At 55.6% G+C, this 20,172-nt stretch carries 21 protein-coding genes; 7 read left to right on the forward strand and 14 right to left on the reverse strand.

What is annotated here, in order from left to right; translation table 11 throughout:
- Nucleotides 1-35 precede the first annotated feature (35 nt).
- The 6 genes from NZD89_RS22070 to pruA form a co-directional block, all read right to left on the reverse strand.
- A complete protein-coding gene (locus tag NZD89_RS22070; RefSeq protein WP_268004849.1) occupies nucleotides 36-794 on the reverse strand; it encodes a DeoR/GlpR family DNA-binding transcription regulator in 759 nt (252 codons plus the stop codon).
- Nucleotides 795-1,119: 325 nt separating this feature from the next.
- Nucleotides 1,120-1,710 (reverse strand): staygreen family protein, encoded by a 591-nt coding sequence (locus NZD89_RS22075; RefSeq protein ID WP_268004850.1) that lies wholly within the window; start codon nucleotides 1,708-1,710, stop codon nucleotides 1,120-1,122.
- 129 nt (nucleotides 1,711-1,839) lie between these two features.
- The gene (locus tag NZD89_RS22080; RefSeq protein ID WP_268004851.1) at nucleotides 1,840-2,319 is read right to left on the reverse strand and encodes a low molecular weight protein-tyrosine-phosphatase; all 480 of its coding nucleotides are present in this window, start codon (nucleotides 2,317-2,319) and stop codon (nucleotides 1,840-1,842) included.
- A 60-nt stretch (nucleotides 2,320-2,379) separates the two neighbouring features.
- Nucleotides 2,380-3,060 carry a bacillithiol biosynthesis deacetylase BshB2 gene (gene bshB2 / locus NZD89_RS22085; protein WP_268004852.1) on the reverse strand — a complete coding sequence of 227 codons (681 nt, stop codon included), beginning with the start codon at nucleotides 3,058-3,060 and terminating at the stop codon, nucleotides 2,380-2,382.
- A 3-nt stretch (nucleotides 3,061-3,063) separates the two neighbouring features.
- A complete protein-coding gene (locus NZD89_RS22090) occupies nucleotides 3,064-3,438 on the reverse strand; it encodes a YojF family protein (RefSeq protein WP_268004853.1) in 375 nt (124 codons plus the stop codon).
- Between the two features lie 270 nt (nucleotides 3,439-3,708).
- Nucleotides 3,709-5,247, reverse strand: coding sequence for an L-glutamate gamma-semialdehyde dehydrogenase (pruA, locus tag NZD89_RS22095; RefSeq protein ID WP_268008580.1), 1,539 nt, complete (start codon nucleotides 5,245-5,247; stop codon nucleotides 3,709-3,711).
- 198 nt (nucleotides 5,248-5,445) lie between these two features.
- On the opposite strand from pruA, the gene NZD89_RS22100 reads away from it, so the two are divergent.
- The gene (locus tag NZD89_RS22100) at nucleotides 5,446-5,952 is read left to right on the forward strand and encodes a cupin domain-containing protein (protein WP_268004854.1); all 507 of its coding nucleotides are present in this window, start codon (nucleotides 5,446-5,448) and stop codon (nucleotides 5,950-5,952) included.
- On the opposite strand, the gene NZD89_RS22105 is transcribed toward NZD89_RS22100, so the two are convergent.
- Together NZD89_RS22105 and NZD89_RS22110 are read right to left on the reverse strand one after the other, a co-directional pair.
- The gene (locus NZD89_RS22105; protein ID WP_268004855.1) at nucleotides 5,927-6,385 is read right to left on the reverse strand and encodes a GNAT family N-acetyltransferase; all 459 of its coding nucleotides are present in this window, start codon (nucleotides 6,383-6,385) and stop codon (nucleotides 5,927-5,929) included. The genes NZD89_RS22100 and NZD89_RS22105 overlap by 26 nt on opposite strands.
- A 34-nt stretch (nucleotides 6,386-6,419) precedes the next feature.
- Nucleotides 6,420-7,424: an asparaginase gene (locus tag NZD89_RS22110; protein ID WP_268008581.1), complete on the reverse strand. Its 1,005-nt coding sequence runs from the start codon at nucleotides 7,422-7,424 to the stop codon at nucleotides 6,420-6,422.
- A gap of 381 nt (nucleotides 7,425-7,805) precedes the next feature.
- Here NZD89_RS22110 and NZD89_RS22115 point away from each other — a divergent pair, with 381 nt between their 5' ends.
- Entirely contained in the window at nucleotides 7,806-9,215 is a 1,410-nt protein-coding gene (locus NZD89_RS22115) for an MFS transporter (protein WP_268004856.1), read from the forward strand.
- 68 nt (nucleotides 9,216-9,283) lie between these two features.
- The gene (gene uvsE / locus NZD89_RS22120) at nucleotides 9,284-10,252 is read left to right on the forward strand and encodes a UV DNA damage repair endonuclease UvsE (RefSeq protein WP_268004857.1); all 969 of its coding nucleotides are present in this window, start codon (nucleotides 9,284-9,286) and stop codon (nucleotides 10,250-10,252) included.
- A 1-nt stretch (nucleotide 10,253) separates the two neighbouring features.
- Here uvsE and NZD89_RS22125 read toward each other — a convergent pair whose 3' ends face one another.
- From NZD89_RS22125 to NZD89_RS22140, 4 genes are all read right to left on the reverse strand, one after another.
- On the reverse strand, nucleotides 10,254-10,553 hold the full coding sequence (locus NZD89_RS22125; RefSeq protein ID WP_326492955.1) for a substrate-binding domain-containing protein: 300 nt from the start codon (nucleotides 10,551-10,553) through the stop codon (nucleotides 10,254-10,256).
- A gap of 18 nt (nucleotides 10,554-10,571) precedes the next feature.
- The gene (locus NZD89_RS22130) at nucleotides 10,572-10,817 is read right to left on the reverse strand and encodes a hypothetical protein (protein ID WP_268004858.1); all 246 of its coding nucleotides are present in this window, start codon (nucleotides 10,815-10,817) and stop codon (nucleotides 10,572-10,574) included.
- A gap of 228 nt (nucleotides 10,818-11,045) precedes the next feature.
- Nucleotides 11,046-13,214 (reverse strand): HelD family protein, encoded by a 2,169-nt coding sequence (locus NZD89_RS22135; RefSeq protein ID WP_268004859.1) that lies wholly within the window; start codon nucleotides 13,212-13,214, stop codon nucleotides 11,046-11,048.
- A 72-nt stretch (nucleotides 13,215-13,286) separates the two neighbouring features.
- Complete coding sequence (locus NZD89_RS22140) at nucleotides 13,287-14,264, reverse strand: magnesium transporter CorA family protein (RefSeq protein WP_268004860.1); 978 nt, start codon at nucleotides 14,262-14,264, stop codon at nucleotides 13,287-13,289.
- Nucleotides 14,265-14,581: 317 nt separating this feature from the next.
- Here NZD89_RS22140 and NZD89_RS22145 point away from each other — a divergent pair, with 317 nt between their 5' ends.
- A complete protein-coding gene (locus NZD89_RS22145; RefSeq protein ID WP_268004861.1) occupies nucleotides 14,582-14,746 on the forward strand; it encodes a hypothetical protein in 165 nt (54 codons plus the stop codon).
- 84 nt (nucleotides 14,747-14,830) lie between these two features.
- On the opposite strand, the gene NZD89_RS22150 is transcribed toward NZD89_RS22145, so the two are convergent.
- Nucleotides 14,831-16,456 carry a long-chain fatty acid--CoA ligase gene (locus tag NZD89_RS22150; protein ID WP_268004862.1) on the reverse strand — a complete coding sequence of 542 codons (1,626 nt, stop codon included), beginning with the start codon at nucleotides 16,454-16,456 and terminating at the stop codon, nucleotides 14,831-14,833.
- 243 nt (nucleotides 16,457-16,699) lie between these two features.
- On the opposite strand from NZD89_RS22150, the gene NZD89_RS22155 reads away from it, so the two are divergent.
- Both NZD89_RS22155 and NZD89_RS22160 read left to right on the forward strand, forming a co-directional pair.
- Nucleotides 16,700-17,491, forward strand: a complete 792-nt coding sequence (locus tag NZD89_RS22155; RefSeq protein ID WP_268004863.1) for a CDP-alcohol phosphatidyltransferase family protein — start codon at nucleotides 16,700-16,702, stop codon at nucleotides 17,489-17,491.
- 28 nt (nucleotides 17,492-17,519) lie between these two features.
- A complete protein-coding gene (locus NZD89_RS22160; protein ID WP_268004864.1) occupies nucleotides 17,520-18,776 on the forward strand; it encodes a hypothetical protein in 1,257 nt (418 codons plus the stop codon).
- 47 nt (nucleotides 18,777-18,823) lie between these two features.
- On the opposite strand, the gene NZD89_RS22165 is transcribed toward NZD89_RS22160, so the two are convergent.
- Complete coding sequence (locus NZD89_RS22165) at nucleotides 18,824-19,366, reverse strand: cysteine hydrolase family protein (protein WP_268004866.1); 543 nt, start codon at nucleotides 19,364-19,366, stop codon at nucleotides 18,824-18,826.
- Nucleotides 19,367-19,462: 96 nt separating this feature from the next.
- Between NZD89_RS22165 and trmB the strand changes: the two genes are divergently transcribed.
- Nucleotides 19,463-20,119: a tRNA (guanosine(46)-N7)-methyltransferase TrmB gene (gene trmB / locus NZD89_RS22170; protein ID WP_268004867.1), complete on the forward strand. Its 657-nt coding sequence runs from the start codon at nucleotides 19,463-19,465 to the stop codon at nucleotides 20,117-20,119.
- Nucleotides 20,120-20,172 lie beyond the last annotated feature (53 nt).

A 20,172-nucleotide genomic window follows, 5' to 3' on the forward strand; every position in this document is an offset into this window, starting at 1 on the left:
CCGCCCGCCTCTGCGACGCGCGAAACGCGCCTGCATCACGGAGCCGCGATGTGGACGGCGATACCCAATTTTTGCAACGCCTGCGTCTCACTCGTCTCCACGTCTGTGATGGCGTCGTCTACCTCGTCCAGTTCGGCAATGCGCGCCAACGCTTCGATGCCCCATTTCGAATGGTCAAAGAGCAGGACAATCCGATCGCTCCTCTTCATCAGGGCGCGATTCACGGCCGCCTCCTGGACATTTGGCGTGGAGATCCCGTAGTCCAAATGAACCCCGTGAACGCCCATGAACAACAGGTCCGTATGAAACTGGTTGGCCACCGATTCTGCCATCGGCCCGACTAAGGCGTCGGACGGCGTACGAAAATGCCCGCCAGTCAAATGAATGTCTTCGTATCCGTTCGACTTCAGAGCGATGGCGACATTGGTCGAGTTCGTCACGAATGTCAACTCGCTGAACCCGCGCAATCCCTGTGCCAACGTCCAAGTCGTCGTACCTGCAGTCAACCCAATCGTCATACCCGGCTCGAGCAGTTGGTGCGCGCACTGCGCGATGCGCTCCTTCTCTTTGGATTCCATGACGCGTTTGGTCATAAAGCTGACCTCACTTGCGCTGCGCTTCACCTGTCCTCCCCCGACGACGGTCTCCACTAATCCCTCAGCACTGAGCGCCCGCAAGTCCCGGCGCACGGTCACTTCCGAGACGCCGAGTTGTGCGGCGAGATCGTGATAAGACACAAAACCGTGCTTGGACAGGAGCGTCATTAAAGCCTGTCGCCGTTCGTGTGGATACATAACATGAACCCCCGAGAAAGCGTTCTCGCTTTACATTATCACATTTTATCATCGTTTGATCTAAATTTGATAAAAATTGATACAGGATGTGCAATGGAACGAAAGGTGAAGGAGGTGTCCATCGAGGTTACAGATGAGGGATTGGTCGGCGTGTAAGGCCGTGTTCAGCGTTCGCCCCGCGGTTCCCGGAACGAACACTGAACTTCTTTGACAATGGCGTAGGTGCGAACGGCTAGAAGATGATTGCGTTTTCGACATTTCCCGCGCAATGTGGTTTCAAGACTGCGGGCCGTTTACGGAAAGAATTGCGCACCACGAAACGCAATCAGCGGTTTCGTAGGAACGGGATGGTATAGTCCTTCCACCTCCCCCATTCCTCTGTTCGCTGGTACTTCTCCACGTCCGACTGGAAGTGCACGACAATCGGGGCGCTGTCGAGTTCCGGATGTGCAGTAAACAAGTAGGCATCCCCGTGTCGAATGGCGCGCAAGGCGCGCGGCAGATCTTTCTGGAACGACTGGTTGCGTTGTTTGGCACGACCGTACACGCGTCCTCCGCTGACGTGCACGTACACGTGGGTGACAAGTGGTGGGACGGTGATTGTCGAGTCCGTCTCGCTGTTTGTGTACGCAGTGGGGTCGCCAGACACACCGCCCGTACTACTCGCTGATTCGACGTCTGCCGCACTGCTGGAGACCCAAACCGCCCGAACTTCGTCTCGCATAAAGCGAATGTAAGGGCGTTCAATTTGCACTTCGTTATATATTAGACCAATGCTGAGATACAGGTCCCCCGTCCTATCCGAATGCGTGAGCGTATAGTGACGCCCGGCGATGGGCTCGGAAGGATTGCTCCCCTCAAGAAAGACGGTGTGCACTTTGTTCGGGCGAAACTTCGGAGATTTCCGCTCTGTCATCGCGTATGCTCCTCTGTAGGTATGATTCGCCCATATATACGCGTCGGGGTGGAAAGTGGTGCCTACTGTCGGGAGTGCGGTAGAGCACGAACTCTTCACGGCGACAGAACCGCGCAAACAGCGCAAAAATCAAGACTGTTCTGACCTGGCCAAGTCCATTTCAATTCGCCGCAGCAGCTTTGCACACCCCTTTTGCACAAGGTCGTAAACCACGTCAAAACGTCCGTCGTAATACGGATCCGGCACGTCTTTTTCGACGGACTGCGGCACGATGTCGAGGAGGCGAAAAACGCGATTCGACGGCGCGAGACCAAGTCGCTTTATCGCCTTCATATTTTCCGAATCCATCGCCACCACGTAATCGAAGTTCGGCAGTTCGTCTCGCGTGACCTGTCGGCTGTGAATGCCGGCGTATGAAATTCCGTTTTCATCTAGAATCGATCGGGTTCCCCGATGCGGAGGTTCCCCGACGTGCCAGTTGCCGATGCCTGCCGACTCGACCAGGATCTGATCAGTTAGCCCCCGCTTCTCGACCATGTCTCGAAACACAGCGTGTGCCATCGGGGATCGACAGATGTTGCCCAAACAGATAAACAGAACGCGTATCATGGTTTCGCCCTTTCCACAGAAACGCGCCTGGTCGTGAAACGACCAAGCGCGGCTTTCCAATCAATCGGCGACGGGATAGATCCAGAAGTATTCCGTGCGCAAATTCGCTTCAATCTTCTCTCGCGCTTCCGGGCTTTTCGCCATTTCCTCCTCCATCCGCGAGAACATGCTCTCGTACTGAGACTTATGGGCGCGCATCGCAGCCAACTTCGTATCCAATACGTCCGTGACGTCGAACGTGATATCTGGTTGGCCAATGATGTCGCGCGCGTTGTGCGTCACAGCGGACCCGTAGATGACCGGCCGCTCTTCCTTCGGAAGGCGCTTGACGGCAATGACGGCGGCGTGGGAAAGCGCATCGTGATCAGGATGCACCCCGTGTTTGGGATAATATGTCATCAGGACAGACGGCTTGACCTCGCGAATGATGGCCTCGATTTTGTCGGCAACCCATTCTGGATCTTCAAACTCGACTGTCTTGTCACGCAGCCCCAAGAGGCGAAGGTCATCAATGCCCAGTGTGGCACAGGCCTCCTCAAGTTCCTTTTTGCGGATGACGGGCAGCGACTCGCGGTTGGCGAATGTCGGCTTTCCCATATTGCGCCCAAGTTCACCGAGCGTCCCGCAGATGAGCGTGACCGGCGTACCACTCTTTGTGTATAGCGCAACGGAGCCGGCCTTGCCAAATGATTCGTCATCCGGGTGGGGATAGACGAGTAGTACGTGGCGTTCTTTGTGCATACCTCAGACCCCCTCTTCGTCAAGCACGCTCATGGGAAAAGGAGTTCTCGACAACTCGAGAGAGACTGCCAGGCGGCCTTCTTCGTCGTGACCCGCGAGGAGCAGACGACCTAGCCCGTCGACCTCAAAGTCAGTAAGACCCTGGGCATAAATCCATCCGTCGGCCATTTTGAGACCAACTCGGTAAGGCTTGTCACCCGCAATCGACGCGCGTTCAAACTTTACTTTCCCGTTGCGTATGTAAGCGCAAACCGCCATCGGTTGTCCAAAGCGATGTGCTGCATAAGCGCCGTTGGTAGTTTCTAAATGTAGGTATACCTCTTGATTGAGATACTCAGAAAGCTTCGTCTGTACTACATCTACCTGGATCGGTTGCACAGCGTTCGCCTACTTTCATGTACAAAATGACTGCTCTTCAGTGTAGCGGACAAGTCAAAGCCCGGCAAGCAACCTGTCGATTGTGCACCGGTGTGCTGCCAAGTCCTGTGCCACACCCCTCTTTTGTTAGAAGCTCTCTTAAATATATTTTATGGTGATTTCGAACGCATTGCAAAATGCGGTTTGCACGGTGAAAAAAAGGGCCGTCGACGCAAAGTCGACAGCCACTGGGATGGTTAAACGAAAGGTCTGCACCCTTCACTAGAATGCTTAAAATTGTTCTGTAACGGTCTTCGGTTGAACGAAGTTCAACAAGTAATCCGGTCCGCCTGCTTTTGCATCCGTACCAGACATGTTAAAGCCGCCGAACGGTTGAATGCCGACGAGCGAGCCCGTACACTTGCGGTTGAGGTACAAGTTGCCACAATCCATGTGGTAACGCGCGTACTCCAGGCGGTCTCGCTCGCGTGAGAACAGCGCCCCTGTCAGTCCGTACTCCGTGTTGTTGAACACGTCGATGGCTTCTTCGAACGACCCCACCTTGCAGATGGAGAGCACTGGTCCAAAGATTTCCTCCTGCATAATCCGCGCGTTTGGATCCGCATCGATGAACACAGTCGGCTGGATGAAGTAGCCCTTCGAATCGTCCGCTGTGCCACCGACGACGAGTTTCGCCTCTTGCTTGCCGATTTCGATGTAGCTCGACACCTTCGCAAACGCCTTTTCGTCGATTACCGGGCCGACGACTGCGTTGTCCGCCGGCGCGCCGACCTCCAGCTTTTGCGCGAGTTCGATGACGCGGTTGACCACGGTGTCATACACCGCCTCGTGGATAATGGCACGTGAACCAGCCGAGCACTTCTGCCCCTGAAAACCAAAGGCAGACGCCACGATTGCCACAGCAGCCGCCTCTGTATCCGCCGTCTCGTCGACGACGATGCTGTCCTTGCCGCCCATTTCTGCCACGACGCGCTTGATCCAGCGCTGACCTTCGGAGAATTTGTGCGCGGTCTCGTCGATGTGAAGGCCCGTATTTTTCGATCCCGTGAACGAAATGAACCGCACGTCCTTATGCGCCACCATATAGTCTCCGATTTCTTCCGGAGGACCAGGAACGAAGTTCAGCACACCTGCAGGCAAATGTAATTCTCGCATGATTTCCACGAACTTCACGGCCATGACGGATGATAGCGGCGACGGTTTCAAGACGATTGGGTTCCCCGTCACAATGGCCGCCACAGCCGTACCGGTCAGGATGGCAAGCGGGAAGTTCCAAGGTGGAATGACGACACCCACGCCGAGCGGCAGATAAAACATCCGGTTGTCTTCTCCAGGATACGGGGAGACCTCGGTGCCTTTCCCCAACTTGATGGCCTGGCGCGCGTAGAACTCGAGAAAGTCGATGGCTTCGCACACGTCGCCGTCCGCCTCGGCCCAGTTTTTTCCGGATTCATAAATTTGCCACGCCATCAGCTCGGCTTTGCGCTTGCGCATGATTTGAGCCGCCTTCATGAGGTACATGGCACGCTCTTCGAACGTCGTATGACGCCAGGTCTTGAATGCGCGGGAAGCAGCTGCGACAGCCTGGTCGATGTGCTCGCGCGTCGCTTGACTGACGTAGCCGACAATCTCCTGATGGTTCGCAGGGTTCACAGACTTGAGCGCGTCTTTCGTCGCGATTTCTTGCCCGTCGATGTACAACGGATACGTCTTACCAAACTGTTCTTTTACCTCTGCGAGCGCTTTTTGCAACTGTTCCTTGTACGGAGCAGTCGTCCAATCGATCGGCGGCTCGTTGCGGTAAGGCATGAGTGTCAACTGACATACCTCCCTAAACTTTCTGCAATTTGCGTGATGGTTTCTAAGTAGTACATGATGGTGTCGCAATGTTTCTGTTCTTCTCCGTTCTCTATCCTGCCAAAAGAACGTACAAGAATGCAAATCTGAATCGTCTGTCAGTGGGAAGACTGTGTAAAATAAAGACGATTCTGTCGAGGAGAGTGAGTTATGAACGCGCAAGCTTGGATTCAACAACTAGACCTGACACCGCACCCAGAGGGTGGACACTACAGAGAACTGTATCACTCCGGCATCTTTATGGAAGACCCAGCCGTTCAAGCGCAGTACGGCGGTCTACGCGAAACCGCCACGTCCATCTACTTCCTACTCGAAACGACGGACGTTTCGCGCTTTCATCGCCTCAAATCGGACGAGATCTGGTACTTCCACGCCGGTTCCCCGCTCACGGTGCACGTCATCTCTCCTGACGGAGCCTACTCGACGCACAAGGTCGGACTCGACGTCACGCAGGGTCAGTCGCCGCAGGTCCTCATCCCCAGGGGCCACATCTTCGGTGCGACCGTGGACGACGTGGAAGACGGTGCCTATGCCGTGGTCAGTTGTATGGTCACACCCGGCTTCGACTTCGACGATTTCGAGCTATTTGACCGCGAGACACTCATGTCGAAATATCCTGAACACCACCAGATCATTCAACGGTTGACGAAACCTTAATCGGCTTTTTCATGCGAACGTGTAGGATACCCGCGTCCAAAAAGGGCACATCGCTGATGGTTTCATAGCCGAGCCGTTCGTAGAACCCCTCCGCGTGGCACTGTGCGTCGAGAACTGCCGCGCGGAAGCCGTCGCGGGCGGCCATTTGTTCGACGGCGTTCATCACCACCCGGCCATACCCGTACTTGCGATATGGGTGTAATACGGCCACGCGTTGAATCTTCGCCGTCTGCGCGTCGTATGGCTTGTATCTCGCCGTCGCAACCGCGCGCCCGCCGCCGTCGACGACGAGCACGTGATGCCCTACGCCGATGACGTCTTGGTCGTCGATTTCCTCCTCTTCCGAGACCCCTTGTTCCTCCATGAACACGGCTCTGCGTACCGCTAGGCACTCGCCTAACTCTTCCTCTGTTGTGACAAATACCACTTTCACGCGTGTCGCCCTCCCCTCGAGACTAGTTAACTCGTTAAAAATCGAAGTGAGCCTGCAGCTCGTCCTTCCGTAAACCAGCCCCGGTCAGGACCAACAAACGAATTCTCGCCTTTTGGCCATTGAGTCCATTCGAAAAAATGCAACCGAGTTCGCGCAGTTGCTTCCCGCCACCCACGTACCCATACACGTCTTGAACATACCCGTTATAGCAGCGGGAGACGACGACCACAGGCGTTTTGCGCGCACATAGCGCTTCGATGATCGGAACCACCGCAGGCGGTACGTTGCCGGCGCCAAACGCTTCCACCACCAGTCCGTCGATGGCCACATCGAACAGCCAATTTAACCAGGCGGCCTCTTGGCCAGCCACCATCTTCACCAATGGGATCTGCGGGACAAACTGTTCGTCCACGGTGAATACAGTCGATCTCGACGGCGGCTGATGGTACGAGACCGCCTTCGACGTCACAAATCCGATTGGCCCATAGGACGGTGACTGAAACGTGGACACGTTGCTCGTGTGCGTTTTGGTGACGAAGCGGGCCGCGTGGATTTCGTCGTTGAAGACGACGAGCGTGCCGCGCCCGCGACTGCGCGGGTCGATGGCCACGCGAACAGATTCGACGAGGTTGACGGGCCCATCTGCGCCCACCTCGTTGCTAGAGCGCATAGCGCCCGTCACGACGACTGGTTTGTCGGAGTCAATGGTGAGATCGAGATAATAGGCCGTCTCTTCGAGCGTGTCAGTGCCATGTGTGACGACGACGCCCGCGACGTCCTCCCTCGCCAGGTGGACGCGAATTTCTCCCGCGAGCTTCGCCATCATCTCCGGCGTCATGTGAGGGCTTGGCACTTGAAACAGGTCGACCATCTCGCTCTTGGCATACTGACTGAGCAGGGTGGCCAGGCGATGGATTGGCTGGTCCTCGCCGACTGATACGGCATCTTTGCCCTCGTCCCGCTCCATTGCGATGGTTCCCCCGGTGTTCACCACCACGATACGATTTACGGAGTTCCCGGCTGTTTCCACTGTCGTCATCCCCTCATGCAATACCACACTTCACTCGTCCACCTAATCATACAAGACCGTACGGCTCGTAAACAGAAGATATCATCCACTCTCTCAAGCTGCAAAGTGCTCCTCGAGAGGGCATCAGAGGAAATTTCGGAACACGAAGAGTATAATAATTCCGTTGTGACTGTAAGGAAACGAGTGACGAATAGCTTCGTCGCTCTACCTCTTCTTTTACTACATGGGATGCAGTATCGGAATCGGAGGGTCTCTCGGGGGCATCTTTTACTCATCCCTCGGGTGGATGGGCGTCGCATGGTTCGTCGGTGTTTTTACCATTCTAGGGTTTGTCGGGACGTGGCTTCTGTCACGAATGCAAAACGTGCACATCAAAGGGAGCGTCGGGAAATGAGGCAAATGAATCGAAACGAGGCGTTGGCAACCGCCGCAACACCCACCACGCACGCCAAGAGTCGAAATCTGTTTTTGATCACCATCGCCCTCGGGGTGTTGTTAAACCCGTTGAACTCCTCGATGATTTCGGTCGCCATGGCGCGGTTTCAGGGCGTGTTCCATACGAACTTCGACACGGTGTCGTGGCTCATCTCGTCGTATTATTTGGCGAGCGCAATCGCGCAGCCAATTATGGGTAAACTCGCAGACATGCTGGGCAGGAAGCGATTGTTTCTCGTCGGTCTGGCACTCGTGGCCGGATCTTGTGCGCTTGCGCCGTTCTCCCCTTCATTCACCTGGCTCATCGTGTTTCGTCTCATTCAATCGTTGGGCAGTGGAGCGGTTTATCCAGCTGGCATGGGCATCGTCCGAAATTTCATCACCGAGCGTCAGTCGCAGTCCCTCGCGTTTCTCGCCGTCTTCTCATCTGGCGCTGCAGCGTTTGGTCCCTCCATCGGTGGGGTGATCATGCAATACACCGATTGGCCAGGCATCTTCTGGATTAACTTTCCATTCATCATCGCCGGCTTTTTGCTGGCTATCTTTATCTTACCTTCCGACCAGGTCACAAAGAGTTCGAACCAACATACGTCATTGCGCCACGTGGTAAAGCAGATGGACGTACCAGGTATCGTCCTGTTCACCGTAGGCATTGTGATGGCCTTGCTGTTCCTCTTGTCCCTCACCGGGCACGTTCTGTGGTGGCCTAGCCCGATTGCCGTCGTCGCATTTGGATTGTTCGTGTGGCGAGAGCGGCGCGCACAGACGCCGTTTTTGAGCTTCTCCCTGTTTCGCACGAATCGGGCACTCACATGGGTCCTGATTCAGTTTACAGTCGTCAACGTGGTCTTTTACTCCGTGTTTTTCGGGATGCCGACCTATTTGCAGGAGGCGAGGCACTTCGATACGCAACAAGCGGGTTTACTGATGCTGTGCATCGCTGGCTTTAGCGTGATCACGTCCCCGATCACGGGGCGCTGGGTCGCAAGCAGAGGATCGCGCCCGCCTCTCATTCTCGCAGGCGTATTCATGACTGTCGGCAGTGCGCTGTACGTTTCGCTGCACGGTCACAGCCCCGTCTGGTGGCTTGTCATCGTCCTATCCGTATTGGGGCTCAGCAACGGGTTCAACAACGTGGGCCTACAGACCGCACTGTTTCAGGTGAGTCCCAAAGAGGTCATCAGTATGGCCTCCGGGCTATTTCAGATGGCGCGCTACATGGGCACCATCGTATCGACCGTGTTACTCGGACTTCTGTTCGGGCAACATTTATCGACGGAGCAAATTCACATTCTCGGCGTCATTCTGGCCGTGCTTGGCCTGTGTGTCATCATCATGAGCGCGCGGATTCCGAAACACGCGTGACGCTGTGCCACCGCACCGCAAAATCGGGAGGGATGGCTGCACCGAGATGAACGAGGGGAAGGCGCGATATGATCGTCCGCTTTGGATTTGTCGCCATGGCTTTGGACTTGCAAAACGCATCGCCATCCAAGGCCATGACGCTGACCACCTTTCACAAGATCGACGACAGGAAAGGAGCACTCCTGCGCGTCATCCGAATAGCACAAGAAAACCTGGCGAACACCCTTCGCATTTTGAAGTACGCCTATTACGAAGGCATTCATCTTTACCGGTTCTCGTCGAAGCTCATCCCCTTATACGGCCACGAAGTGACACAGTCGGTGAACTTTATGGAGGTCTTGCGAGAGCCGCTGGAAGCCATCGGCAGCTACGTTCAGGAACGCGATTTGCGAGTGAGTTTCCACCCTGATCACTTCACCGTGTTGAACAGTCCGAAGATAGATGTCTTCGAGAACGCCTTACGAGTCTTGGAACGCCATGTAGACCTTCTCGAGACCATGGGCCTCACGGCCACGTCCAAGCTGAACATTCACGTCGGTGGGGCATACGGGGACAAGGTGGGGGCTATTCAACGGCTCGTCGACCGTTGGGGAAAAGTGCCTCAGCGCGTGAAGCAATACCTCATCTTCGAGAACGACGACAAGACCTACACCGCGAGAGACACGCTCAACGTCTGTCAAACGCTCGGCGTTCCGATGACGCTGGACGTCCATCATCATCAGTGCAACCCCGGCGAGGACGAGGATTTAACCCCGATTCTTCCGGCGATATTTCACACTTGGGAGGAGACGGACCTCGTTCCCAAAGTGCACCTGTCGTCCCCGAAGAGTGACAAGGAATTCCGCACCCATGCCGATTTTGTGGATGCGGGCGCGGTGTGCCGCTTCCTCGATATGGCGCGGACGCTCGATACGGATATCGACATCATGATAGAGGCGAAGAAAAAGGACCAAGCCCTGAAACAGCTGATGCACGATTTGGGGCACGTGGATGGGGTCACCGTTCTCGACGGAGGGACGATTCGCTACAAGCCATAGGCTATCGAGACTGCACTTGTGCCACGGAATCCCGAAATACTACGTCACCCGACAGGAGGAGTTTTTCCCGCTTCGCATCTGGAGCCTCCACCCTGCGCAGCAGCATGTCAACCGCGCGACTCCCCATCGCTTCCTTATCCACGTGGACGGTCGTCAGTGCAGGCGTGACCCGCAAGACGTCATCGATATCGTCAAACCCGGTGACAGATACGTCTTCTGGCACGCGAATGCCAAGCGATGTCAACGCGTGAATCGCGCTAATGGCAATTGAGTCATTCGCACAGACGAGAGGGATTGATATCGGAGAAGTCTGAAGGGGCTAGAGGAACCAAATTTTAAATATCGCCACGCCACACAGTGCCGACACGAAAAAAGCCACCCAATCGCAGTGGCGTTTGTAACTGGTCCAAACGATTCCAATCAAATCGAGCGCCAGAAGCGGGATGGTGCCCACGGCGGTGTGCACGTTCACGAGAGACGTGACGAAAAAAGCGGCTGCACTAGTCAATAGCCCAGCGAACAAGCCGACCACAACTCCGCCGATCCACATCATTGTCCTTCGCAATGCACATACCTCCACACGTCACAGAGTACTGCAGGAGGATTAAATCCACCTCAAAAAAGAATCATCCGGGGCGAATAAAATCGTTGGGCTGCCCAGAAAAGCAAAATGGTCGCTAGTTTCTGCAACAGCCCTGCGACAAGCACCTTGGCGTTTCGATCCTGTCCGGGGACGGAGCGAAACTCTGGACGGCGCGTCGATTTTTGCACGCGCCGTCCCCGCTGAGCGATGTCATCCCGAGGCGCCGCACCGCTCGTCGGCGTCAGAACGTGGAATGAGTGGAGAGAGCGCGTCCGTATAATGCACGTGCAACCGATGCAGCGCTCTCGTACAACCGACGTACAGGAGTTTCGCCGACAGAGAAGACGTGTCATAGTGTTGCTCGTCCACGTCTACGAGCAAGACGGAGTCGAATTCGAGCCCTTTGGCGAGATAGATGGGAACCACCGAAATCCCGCCGTGGTACTCGCTCTGCTTCGCGTCGATCAAATGCGCGTCCACCCCCGCTTCCAGACACGCGTGGTGGTAGACGTGAGCATCTTCCTCCGTGCGAGTGAGCAGCGCTACGGTACTCGCCTCGCGGTGAAGAGCACTGAGTTTGTCGACCGCCTGGTCAAGCCTCGTCCGCCACTCGACTTGTTCGACGACCACCTCTTCGCCACTGCGAAATACCGGTTTCGCCTCGCGGAACTGCCGAAATGGGCGAATAATTTCGTTGGCGAATTCGATGATCTCAAACGTTGATCGATAACTGACGTCCAACTGGTAATATCCGACGTGCCCCTCTGGGAATTGCGACATGAAGGCATCCCAATCGGTGATTCCCTGATATGTGTGGATACTCTGCGACAAATCGCCCAAAATCGTCATCGAACCGCTGGGACAGTAGTTTCGCAACACCGCGATTTGGAATGGGGAGAAGTCCTGTGCTTCATCGATCACGACGTGATCAAAGCGGTCTCGAGGATCCACACCCTGCAATCTCCAATGTATGTACAGCATCGGCGCAAGGTCCTCCGCTTGCACCTCGTAGCGCGCCCCCCGCTTTTTCGGCGCATGAATACTCGCGGAACCAAGCCCGGGTTGGCTATCCAAAAACGTGCGGTACAAGGCCAGCGGCGTAAAATCTGGCCAGAGGTTTTCGTACGCTCGATACTTCGCCGTAGCCGCGCGCTTCTGCGCCTTTTTGTCGAGCTCCGAGGACTCCTTGAGTGCGATTTCCATCCACCGCTTCACCCGCGCGAGTACGCGCGAACGGCGTTGATACAGCGGATAATGACTATATTCGTCGCGAAACCAGGCGACGATGTCGGTTAGTGGCAGCGTATGTCCCTCGAACGGGCTAAAGTCCGCTTCCGGGATACAGGTGCGCTCAAATTCTTTCAGAAACGCCTCCAGAGCGTCCCGACAAGAAAGTGCACCTTTTGCCTCTACGTCGCGGTATTCCGCCCGCCTCGCACCGGCCGCCTTCAAGCCAAACCAGTCGCGCAGGCGATGGCTAGGGTCCCGAAGGCCCACTTCGTAGTCAAGGATTCGCAGCGCCCAGTCGGCAAATGTCGTCTGCTGGATCCCACCGACGCCGAGCTCCGGAAGCACCTCCGAGATATAGTCGACAAACATCGCATTCGGTGCAAAAATCGCCATTCTATCGGCCGACATTCGCTCCTGATGCTGGTATAACAGATAGGCTAAACGATGTAGGGCAACGGTCGTCTTCCCACTCCCCGCGACCCCCTGAATGATAACAGCGAGATTCTTGTCGGCTCGGATGATATCGTTCTGCTCAGCCTGAATTGTCGAGACGATGTCGCGAAGTCGGCTGTCTTTGTTTTCCGCCAAGCGGTACAGCAGAAACTCGTCCGTCGTCGCTGAGGTGTCCTGCCCGTGCACGTAACTGTCCACGACGCGCTGCAGTTCGCCGTCGCGGACGACGATGTTTCGCTTGAGATACACCTGTCCGTGGATTGGTCCTTCCGGGGATTCGTACGCCGCTTCGTCACCTTGTCCAGTAAACGAGTAGAAGAGGCTGGCCGCTGGCGCCCGCCAGTCGAGAATCATCCGCTCGGCGGTGTCCGGGTCATCGACGCCTCGCTTGCCGATGTACATCTGGTCAATGCGCGCATCGCCGTCCGCAAGGAAGTCAAGTCGGCCAAAGTAAGGCTCCCGCGTGGCCATGCGCAGCTTTCGAAAGCGTTCTCGCGCTAATTCCGCGACCGTCGCATCGGCAATCTCGTCCGCAGTCAAGGCCTCATCGGCATCCTCGTCTTCGTCCGTCTCGAGCAGGCGCGTCCCATCGCGCTTCAATTGTTTGCGGATCTGTGCAAGTACGTACTCTAAGTGGTCTCGTTCTTCCTGAAGTGGATCTTTTGGGGCAGAATCGAACGACTTCGATTCCATCATGAAGATACCTCCAGCGTTCGGATTGTGAATCAACATGGTATCACACCAAACGAAGGAGGTAAATCGTGTGGTTTAAATCCAGTTTCGCTTTCGAAAGACGCGAATCATCCAGAAGCACAGCCCCACCATGACGGCTGTGACGGCGACCGTACTCCACCACGTTCGCTGAAACGGGAGTGGGACATTCATGCCAAAGATGCCCGTGATAAGCGTAAGCGTAGCTGTGAGCGTGGTAATGATGGTCAACACGCGAATCGCTTCATTCGTCTTCGCCGTTCCATAGGAGGAGTACGTCTCCAGCGCACTGCTCACGAGGTCTCGGAAAATTTCAATGGAGTCGGAGATGCGCTCTAGATGGTCTGTTAAATCCATATAGTACGGCACGTTGTCCTTGTGCACTTCGAACGTATAGCGGGTTCCCGTGCCGACGGTGGAGAAGATTCGGCGTTGCGGGTCAATCACGCGTCGCATAAGGACAATCGTCCGTTTCAGCGAAAGAAATTCCTCCGTGATAGCCAGCGCGGGATGCTCGTAAATCTCCACTTCCAGTTCGTCAATCCGGGCAGAAATTCGCTCGATAATCGGAAAATACGCATCGGTCACACCATCCACAATCGCATACAGCAGATAATCCGGGCCTTTGGTCATGTAGTGTGGCGTCTGCCTGGACACATCGGCAATCCTGCCGATGGAACCGATAGGGTTTTTATGCACCGTCACCACGTAGTTCTTCCCGAGAAACACATTTAGCTCCTCGCTCGTGATCTCTGGGTCGCTGTCCTCGTTGTAACGAAGGGCATGCAATTCGAAAAAGTCGTAACCGTCGTAGCGATCTACTTTCGATCTCGGCGAGTCATAAATACAGTCCTCAATCGCCAGCGCGTGGAAGGAAAATATCCGTCCCAACCACTGCAAGTCGCGTGGTTGCCAATCAAACAGGTCCACCCACAGGAGGTTTCGTTGATCCGAGAGCAAAGCGCTCACCTGATTCAGGTCGACGTCATGGTGCATACTGTCGTCTGCATGCTTGTAAAAATACGTTTTGATCATGTACAACTTCCTCTTTTAAAATCCCTGGGATGCGCTTGCTACGCAGGTATGTCACCCTTACCATACCCGGACCGTCTAAACACTACTCTCACAGACGCAGCAAACCAATCGACCGACTTGTGCCGTTCAGGTTGAGCGTAACGCAAAGTCGTGTCGAACGTCCAGCAAATTTATGGAAAGTACCAGCAGATAGATATCGCCAAACATAGCGCGCTCCCCACCTCGGCATGCTAAGCAGTAAGCTTTGCCACAGAGAACCGAACAGACCAGTCACAGCCACCACAATGACGAGCATCAGCGAAGAGGGGGTTATCTTCATGGACAACGGAAAACGTCAAATGGACGTCTTACAGGTGATGCGCCGCTTTCCACAACTACAACGGATGATCACCGAAGCAGGTCAAATGGACCATCACTCCGACATCGATCTCGCCCGCAAGAAAGCGAACACCAAGGTACAACCGGGCGAAGGTGACCGGTAAACGAGTTGCACGGAGGCGTCCTAGGTGCGGCCGGGAGGAGCGAACGCGAAACGTGGAGCCAAGCGCCAGCCAGCCGCCCGGTCGCTACCTCCGCAATTGAAGTTCCCCATTCTGGTACTGTTCCCGAAGCGCCTTTTTAGAGAATTTGCCAACGCTCGTCTTTGGAATTTCGTCGACGAAGGAAAAAGCGTCCGGAATCCAGAACTTTGCTACGTGATCTCCAAGGAAGTCGCGCAACCTCTCTGGCGTGACGGCGTCTCGAGCGTCGGGTCTCACGACGACGACCGCCAGCGGACGTTCCTGCCACAAGGGATCAGGGATGCCGATCACCGCTGCCTCGACGACGTCTTTGTGGGCCATCAAGAGGTTTTCGAGGTCTACGGAAGAAATCCACTCGCCACCGCTCTTGATGAGATCTTTACTCCGATCCACTATCTGCAAATAGCCATGTTCATCCATTGTCGCGATGTCGCCCGTCTTGAACCATCCATCCACAAATGCCGATGCGGTCGCGTCCGGGTCGTTGTAGTACCGGTCAAGGACCCACGGTCCCCGCAACAACAGTTCTCCACGGCTTTTACCGTCGTGCAAAACGGGGTTGCCCTCTGTGTCGACCAGTCGCATTTCCAACCCAGGGATGAGAAGGCCTGTTTTCGTGCGGTACCGAAGCTGTTCTTCCATCGGCAACTCCTCGATGCTCTGTTTGGGCGCGCCGAGGAATGTGACGGGACTGGTCTCGGTCTGGCCGTACCCTTGATACAGGGCGACTCCGAGTTCCTCCTGGTACGCGCGAACGAGGCTCTCCGGCAGGGCAGAGCCGCCGCTAATGAGCATGCGAACGCGACGGAAATCGTAGTCGCCAGGGTGCTGGCGGACATGCTGGAGCATCCCCATCCAGACGGTTGGGACGCCCGCGCTAAACGTGACGCCCTCACTCTGAATTAAATCCGCAATCCCCTTCGGAGTTGGGCGCGGGCCGGGCAACACGATTTTCGCGCCGGACCAGAGGTCAGAGAACGGGCGGCCCCAGGCATTGACGTGAAACATCGGCACGATAGGCATGCTGACGTCGTGGTCATCGAGGGCGAAGTACCCGGTCATGAACGTAAGCGCGTGTAAGTAGAGACCTCGGTGCGAGTACAGTACGCCCTTTGGATCCCCCGTCGTGGCGGATGTATAGGCGAGGATGGCTGGGGCGTTCTCATCGAGTTCTGGATAGTCATAGGTGCCCGGCAATTCGGCGACAAATTCCTCATAACTGACCGCCCCAGGCAGTGGCACGTCGACGCCACGCTCGTCGGTGAGAATGACGTACGTTTTCACCGTCGGCAGGCGACTCGCTAAGGGAGCGATGAGGGGTACGAGGTCTTCGTCGATAAATAGGATACTATCTTCCGCGTGGTTCACGGTGTAAACGATTTGCTCGGGAGACAGGCGGATGTTGACAGTGTGTAAAACGCGCCCCGAACACGGCACCCCATAGTACAATTCGAGGTGTCTATCGTTGTTCCAGGCGAAGGACGCGACATGCGCACCACGCAAAACACCATGCCTGTCCAACGCATGAGCCAACTGAGCCGCACGTGCGGACATATCGCGGTAGGTATAGCGCTTTGTACCAGCCGCGGTGCGTGTGACAATCTCCTGGTTCGGGTAAACGAGATTGGCACGGTACAAAATGGTTTTGAGAAGCAGTGGGAAATTCATCATATCGTCTGCGCACTCCCTTGCGGTGCACGTATGTATGAAACACGCTCACCACTCGATACTCCTCTATTATAGAAGAAACAGGTCCATTCCCATAGCCTGATGAAAATGATGGAATGTGACAGCACTTGACAAGTCATTACGCCCGTTCGATGATTAACTCATTCCTAGATAGAGCCATTTCGCGCATATAGACGCTGGCCACGGTACATATCGTGTACGATGACTTAGAGGGAAGGTCTTGAATTGAAATTTACAGACACTTATTTGTTTCGTTGTGCTGACAATCCGTACGTACGCCACCCGAAACCCTGGGACACGTACACGACGCTGCCGTTGTCCGTTCCCATCTCAGAGTGGTTGTGCAAAACTCCGCTGACCCCGAACGCCATCTCAGTGATCTCGTTGGCGTTTGCAATCGCTTCGGCGGTGGCCTTCTATTTCGCCACGCCACTCGCACTGGTTCTCGGGGCCGTCCTATTCCATATCTCTTACATTCTGGACTGTGCGGACGGATATAAGGCGCGTAAAATGAACATGTCCTCCAAGATTGGGCACTGGATTGACCATACGTTTGACGAGATCAAGAAGCCAATTCTGATGATCGGCATCTACGCCGGGCAGTTCGTGCATCAAGGGTCCTTGCCGCTGTGGGCTTGGATCGGCGGATTTCTGTACTTGTTTAGTCGGGTGCTCGTAAAAACCGACAGCACGGTTAAGAAGGCACCCAGCGAGTCAGATTCCGCACCGGACCGCCAATTGGTGCGCGCGGCGGGATCGAACATGCTATTAACCCCGCGCCAGCAGTGGTTGTTCCGGAATTTTGGCATCGTCATCCTGTTCACGTCGATAGAAGCGCAAGCCATTGCGTTTGTCGTAGGCCCTATCTGCCAAGTACCCATGTTGGGTTTTCTCGTCGCCGGTTCCTTGTCGACGCTTGGGGTCCTCGTAGTCGATGGATTCCTGTACTGGCGGCGCGCGCTCCGGGCGGAGGCGAAGGCAAAGGCCACATCGCAACGCGATCTCGGCGTGCGCTAATCCCTCATCTCGAAAGGATGTGACTTCTGTGCGATTCGCTCGTTTGAGCGGCCTAACCGTCGCCTGTCTCGCCATGCTGAGCTTGACTGGTTGCGCGTCACCGCTCGCACGATCAACTCCGGCCAGCGTCACATCAGCGACGCGTGGAGACGGATCCGATGCCTCGTCGGGATCGGACTCGTCCCACTCCACCCCACTTACGACGGAGACCAGCAGTAACGCGTTCGACGACCAGCTTCACTTGCGCCAGGCGCATTTGCAGATGATCGACACCACGACCGGATACGCGTGGGGGTACGCTGCGGGTACATTTAAGCTGTACGCGACAAGCGACGGGGCGCGCACTTGGCGCGCCCTGACATTGCCTGCGCTGCCGAAATATACAGTCACGAGCATGGGCGTATCCGGCTACGGATACGTACAAGCCTCTTTCGCCGACGCATCGACTGGTTTTCTCACCTGGTTGACCCCTTCTGGCGTCCACGTTCTGCGCACCACCGACGGGGGTCTCTCGTGGACGCAGAGCGACATCGCCGCGCCTGCCGACGCGTCTCAGATCGGGCAGATGTTCTTCTCGACGAACAAGCTCGGATGGATGCTGCTACTGGGAGATGGCGCGACGGGTGCAGCTTCCAAGTATCTTTATCGCACGTCGAACGGGGGGACATCCTGGCAAGAGGTCAACTCCTCCGCCAGCGCTCTTCCTCACAATGGGGTAAATCTCGACGTTTCATTTTCGTCAGACGGATCACATGGGGTGTTCGCCGCTGATGATCCGCTTTCCAAGACACCAGAGTTCGAGCAGACGTCCGACGGGGGAAAAAGTTGGAGTACGGTTGTGACGGACCCGGTTCCAGAGGATCCGTCCCACCCAGTTGAGGACGTTACGCCCCTCCCGCCGGTTGTCGACGGTGATGCGGAGAGTGCGGATTTTGTCCTCAGTTCCAGCGCGGGTGACGAACTGCTCATGGTCACGAGCGACCTGCAAGGTCACGCCATATCGCGCACGCTGTCGGTGGGCCAGGTCCTGGCATTGGCGTGGAATGAATCCAATGCAACCTTGTTAGAGATCGAGAATGGTAACGAGACCTTGCTCCAAACGACCGACGGTGGACTAGACTGGACGACCATCGGAACCCTCCCTGACTCACTGACCGGCGGCGACACGGATGTACAGGACTTTCAAATGTTTGGACAAACCGGCTGGGTATTGCTTCAAGATGATGCACTCAAACCGATATTGCTGAAGACCACGGACAACGGCGCTCACTGGGTAGCCATCTAGTCAGCAGAGGGATAAGCTGGTTGGTGCTCCACCGTCACATCCACTCGCTAATCCACTACTTCCGTGTGAAAACACACGGTCATCTGGTGCAGGAACGTGTCGTGATGGTCGGTAAATGTGGCGCACCCGCGCCGGTGGGCCACCGTTTTGAACCCTTCGTCGTAGGCGCCCGCCGCCGTCATAAAGTCGCAAATATCTGTGCAAACCCCCGTGATATGTACAGTGTCCACACCGCACCCCCGCAACTTGTTCGCGAGTCCCGTCTGGTAGAACGCGTTATAACTCTCCTTCGGGACGAACCAGACGTTCGGGTCGCCTTGGACGGAATCAAACCACAGGCCGAGTTCTCCATACAGTTGATGTCCCCACGTTCCCTCCACATTATGGGGTGGCCACTCGCGAAAATGGTCGTCATTTGGTTGGTGCGTGTCCATACAAACCGCTACCACCTGCTTGTCGGCGAGCGCCTGTTTCGCCAAGTTCACAATGTACGGCACAATCTGTTGAGCTGCTGCGCCAGCGGTTAAACTACCGCTATCCGCGACAAAATCGTTCGACATGTCGATGATGAGGAGCGCTTCTTTTGCCATCTGGCTCGTCCCTTCCTGTCACGAGGATTGTTTTGCGTTTGTCTCCATTGTAATGTTACCATGCAAAAGATTAACGATTGAGTAAGGAGGCTCCGTATGCGCTACCGTGGAGCTCACCATCTGCCAGAGTGGTTGAAACAAGGGGCTTCGGTCCTGAGAGACAGCCGCAAGGATGATTTAAGCGAGGTCTTTCAAGCGATAGACCAACCGATTTGTATCGAGGTCGGCTGTGGCAAAGGCGGATTTATCCGCCAAATGGCTGAACGTTGGCCAGATGTCATGTTTGTCGGCATCGACAAAGTGCCTGCTGTCATCGCAAAGGCGGCCGCAAACTCGGTGGAACAAGGTCTTTCGAACGTATTGTTCATCATTGGTGACATTGAACATATCGCTCCAAAGATAGAGGATCATCGCGTACAGCAAATTTTTCTGAACTTTTCCGACCCATGGCCGAAAGCGCGCCATGAAAGTAGACGGCTGACGGCGCCTCAGAAATTACAGATGTACGCCCGACTGCTCGCGAAGGACGGCGTGCTCGAACAAAAGACGGACAACCTGCCATTCTTCGATTGGTCCGTCGAGTCGATTGAGCGCGCAAACTGGGACATTGAGCGCGTGGAGCGCGGGTTTGCTGCAAACGACGAGACACCAAACGAGCTGTCCAGTCAGTTTGTGCAGACGGAATACGAACAGAAATTTCGAGGTCAAGGCATTCCTATCCATTACTTGTGCGCTCGACCGCCCGCCGAGTAACCGTGTAAGCGCCCCCATCCACGTGATTGGACTGGGTGCGCATAGACACACAG

Origin of the sequence: Alicyclobacillus fastidiosus, from assembly GCF_026651875.1 — a bacterium.
Classification (GTDB): Bacteria; Bacillota; Bacilli; order Alicyclobacillales; family Alicyclobacillaceae; genus Alicyclobacillus; species Alicyclobacillus fastidiosus.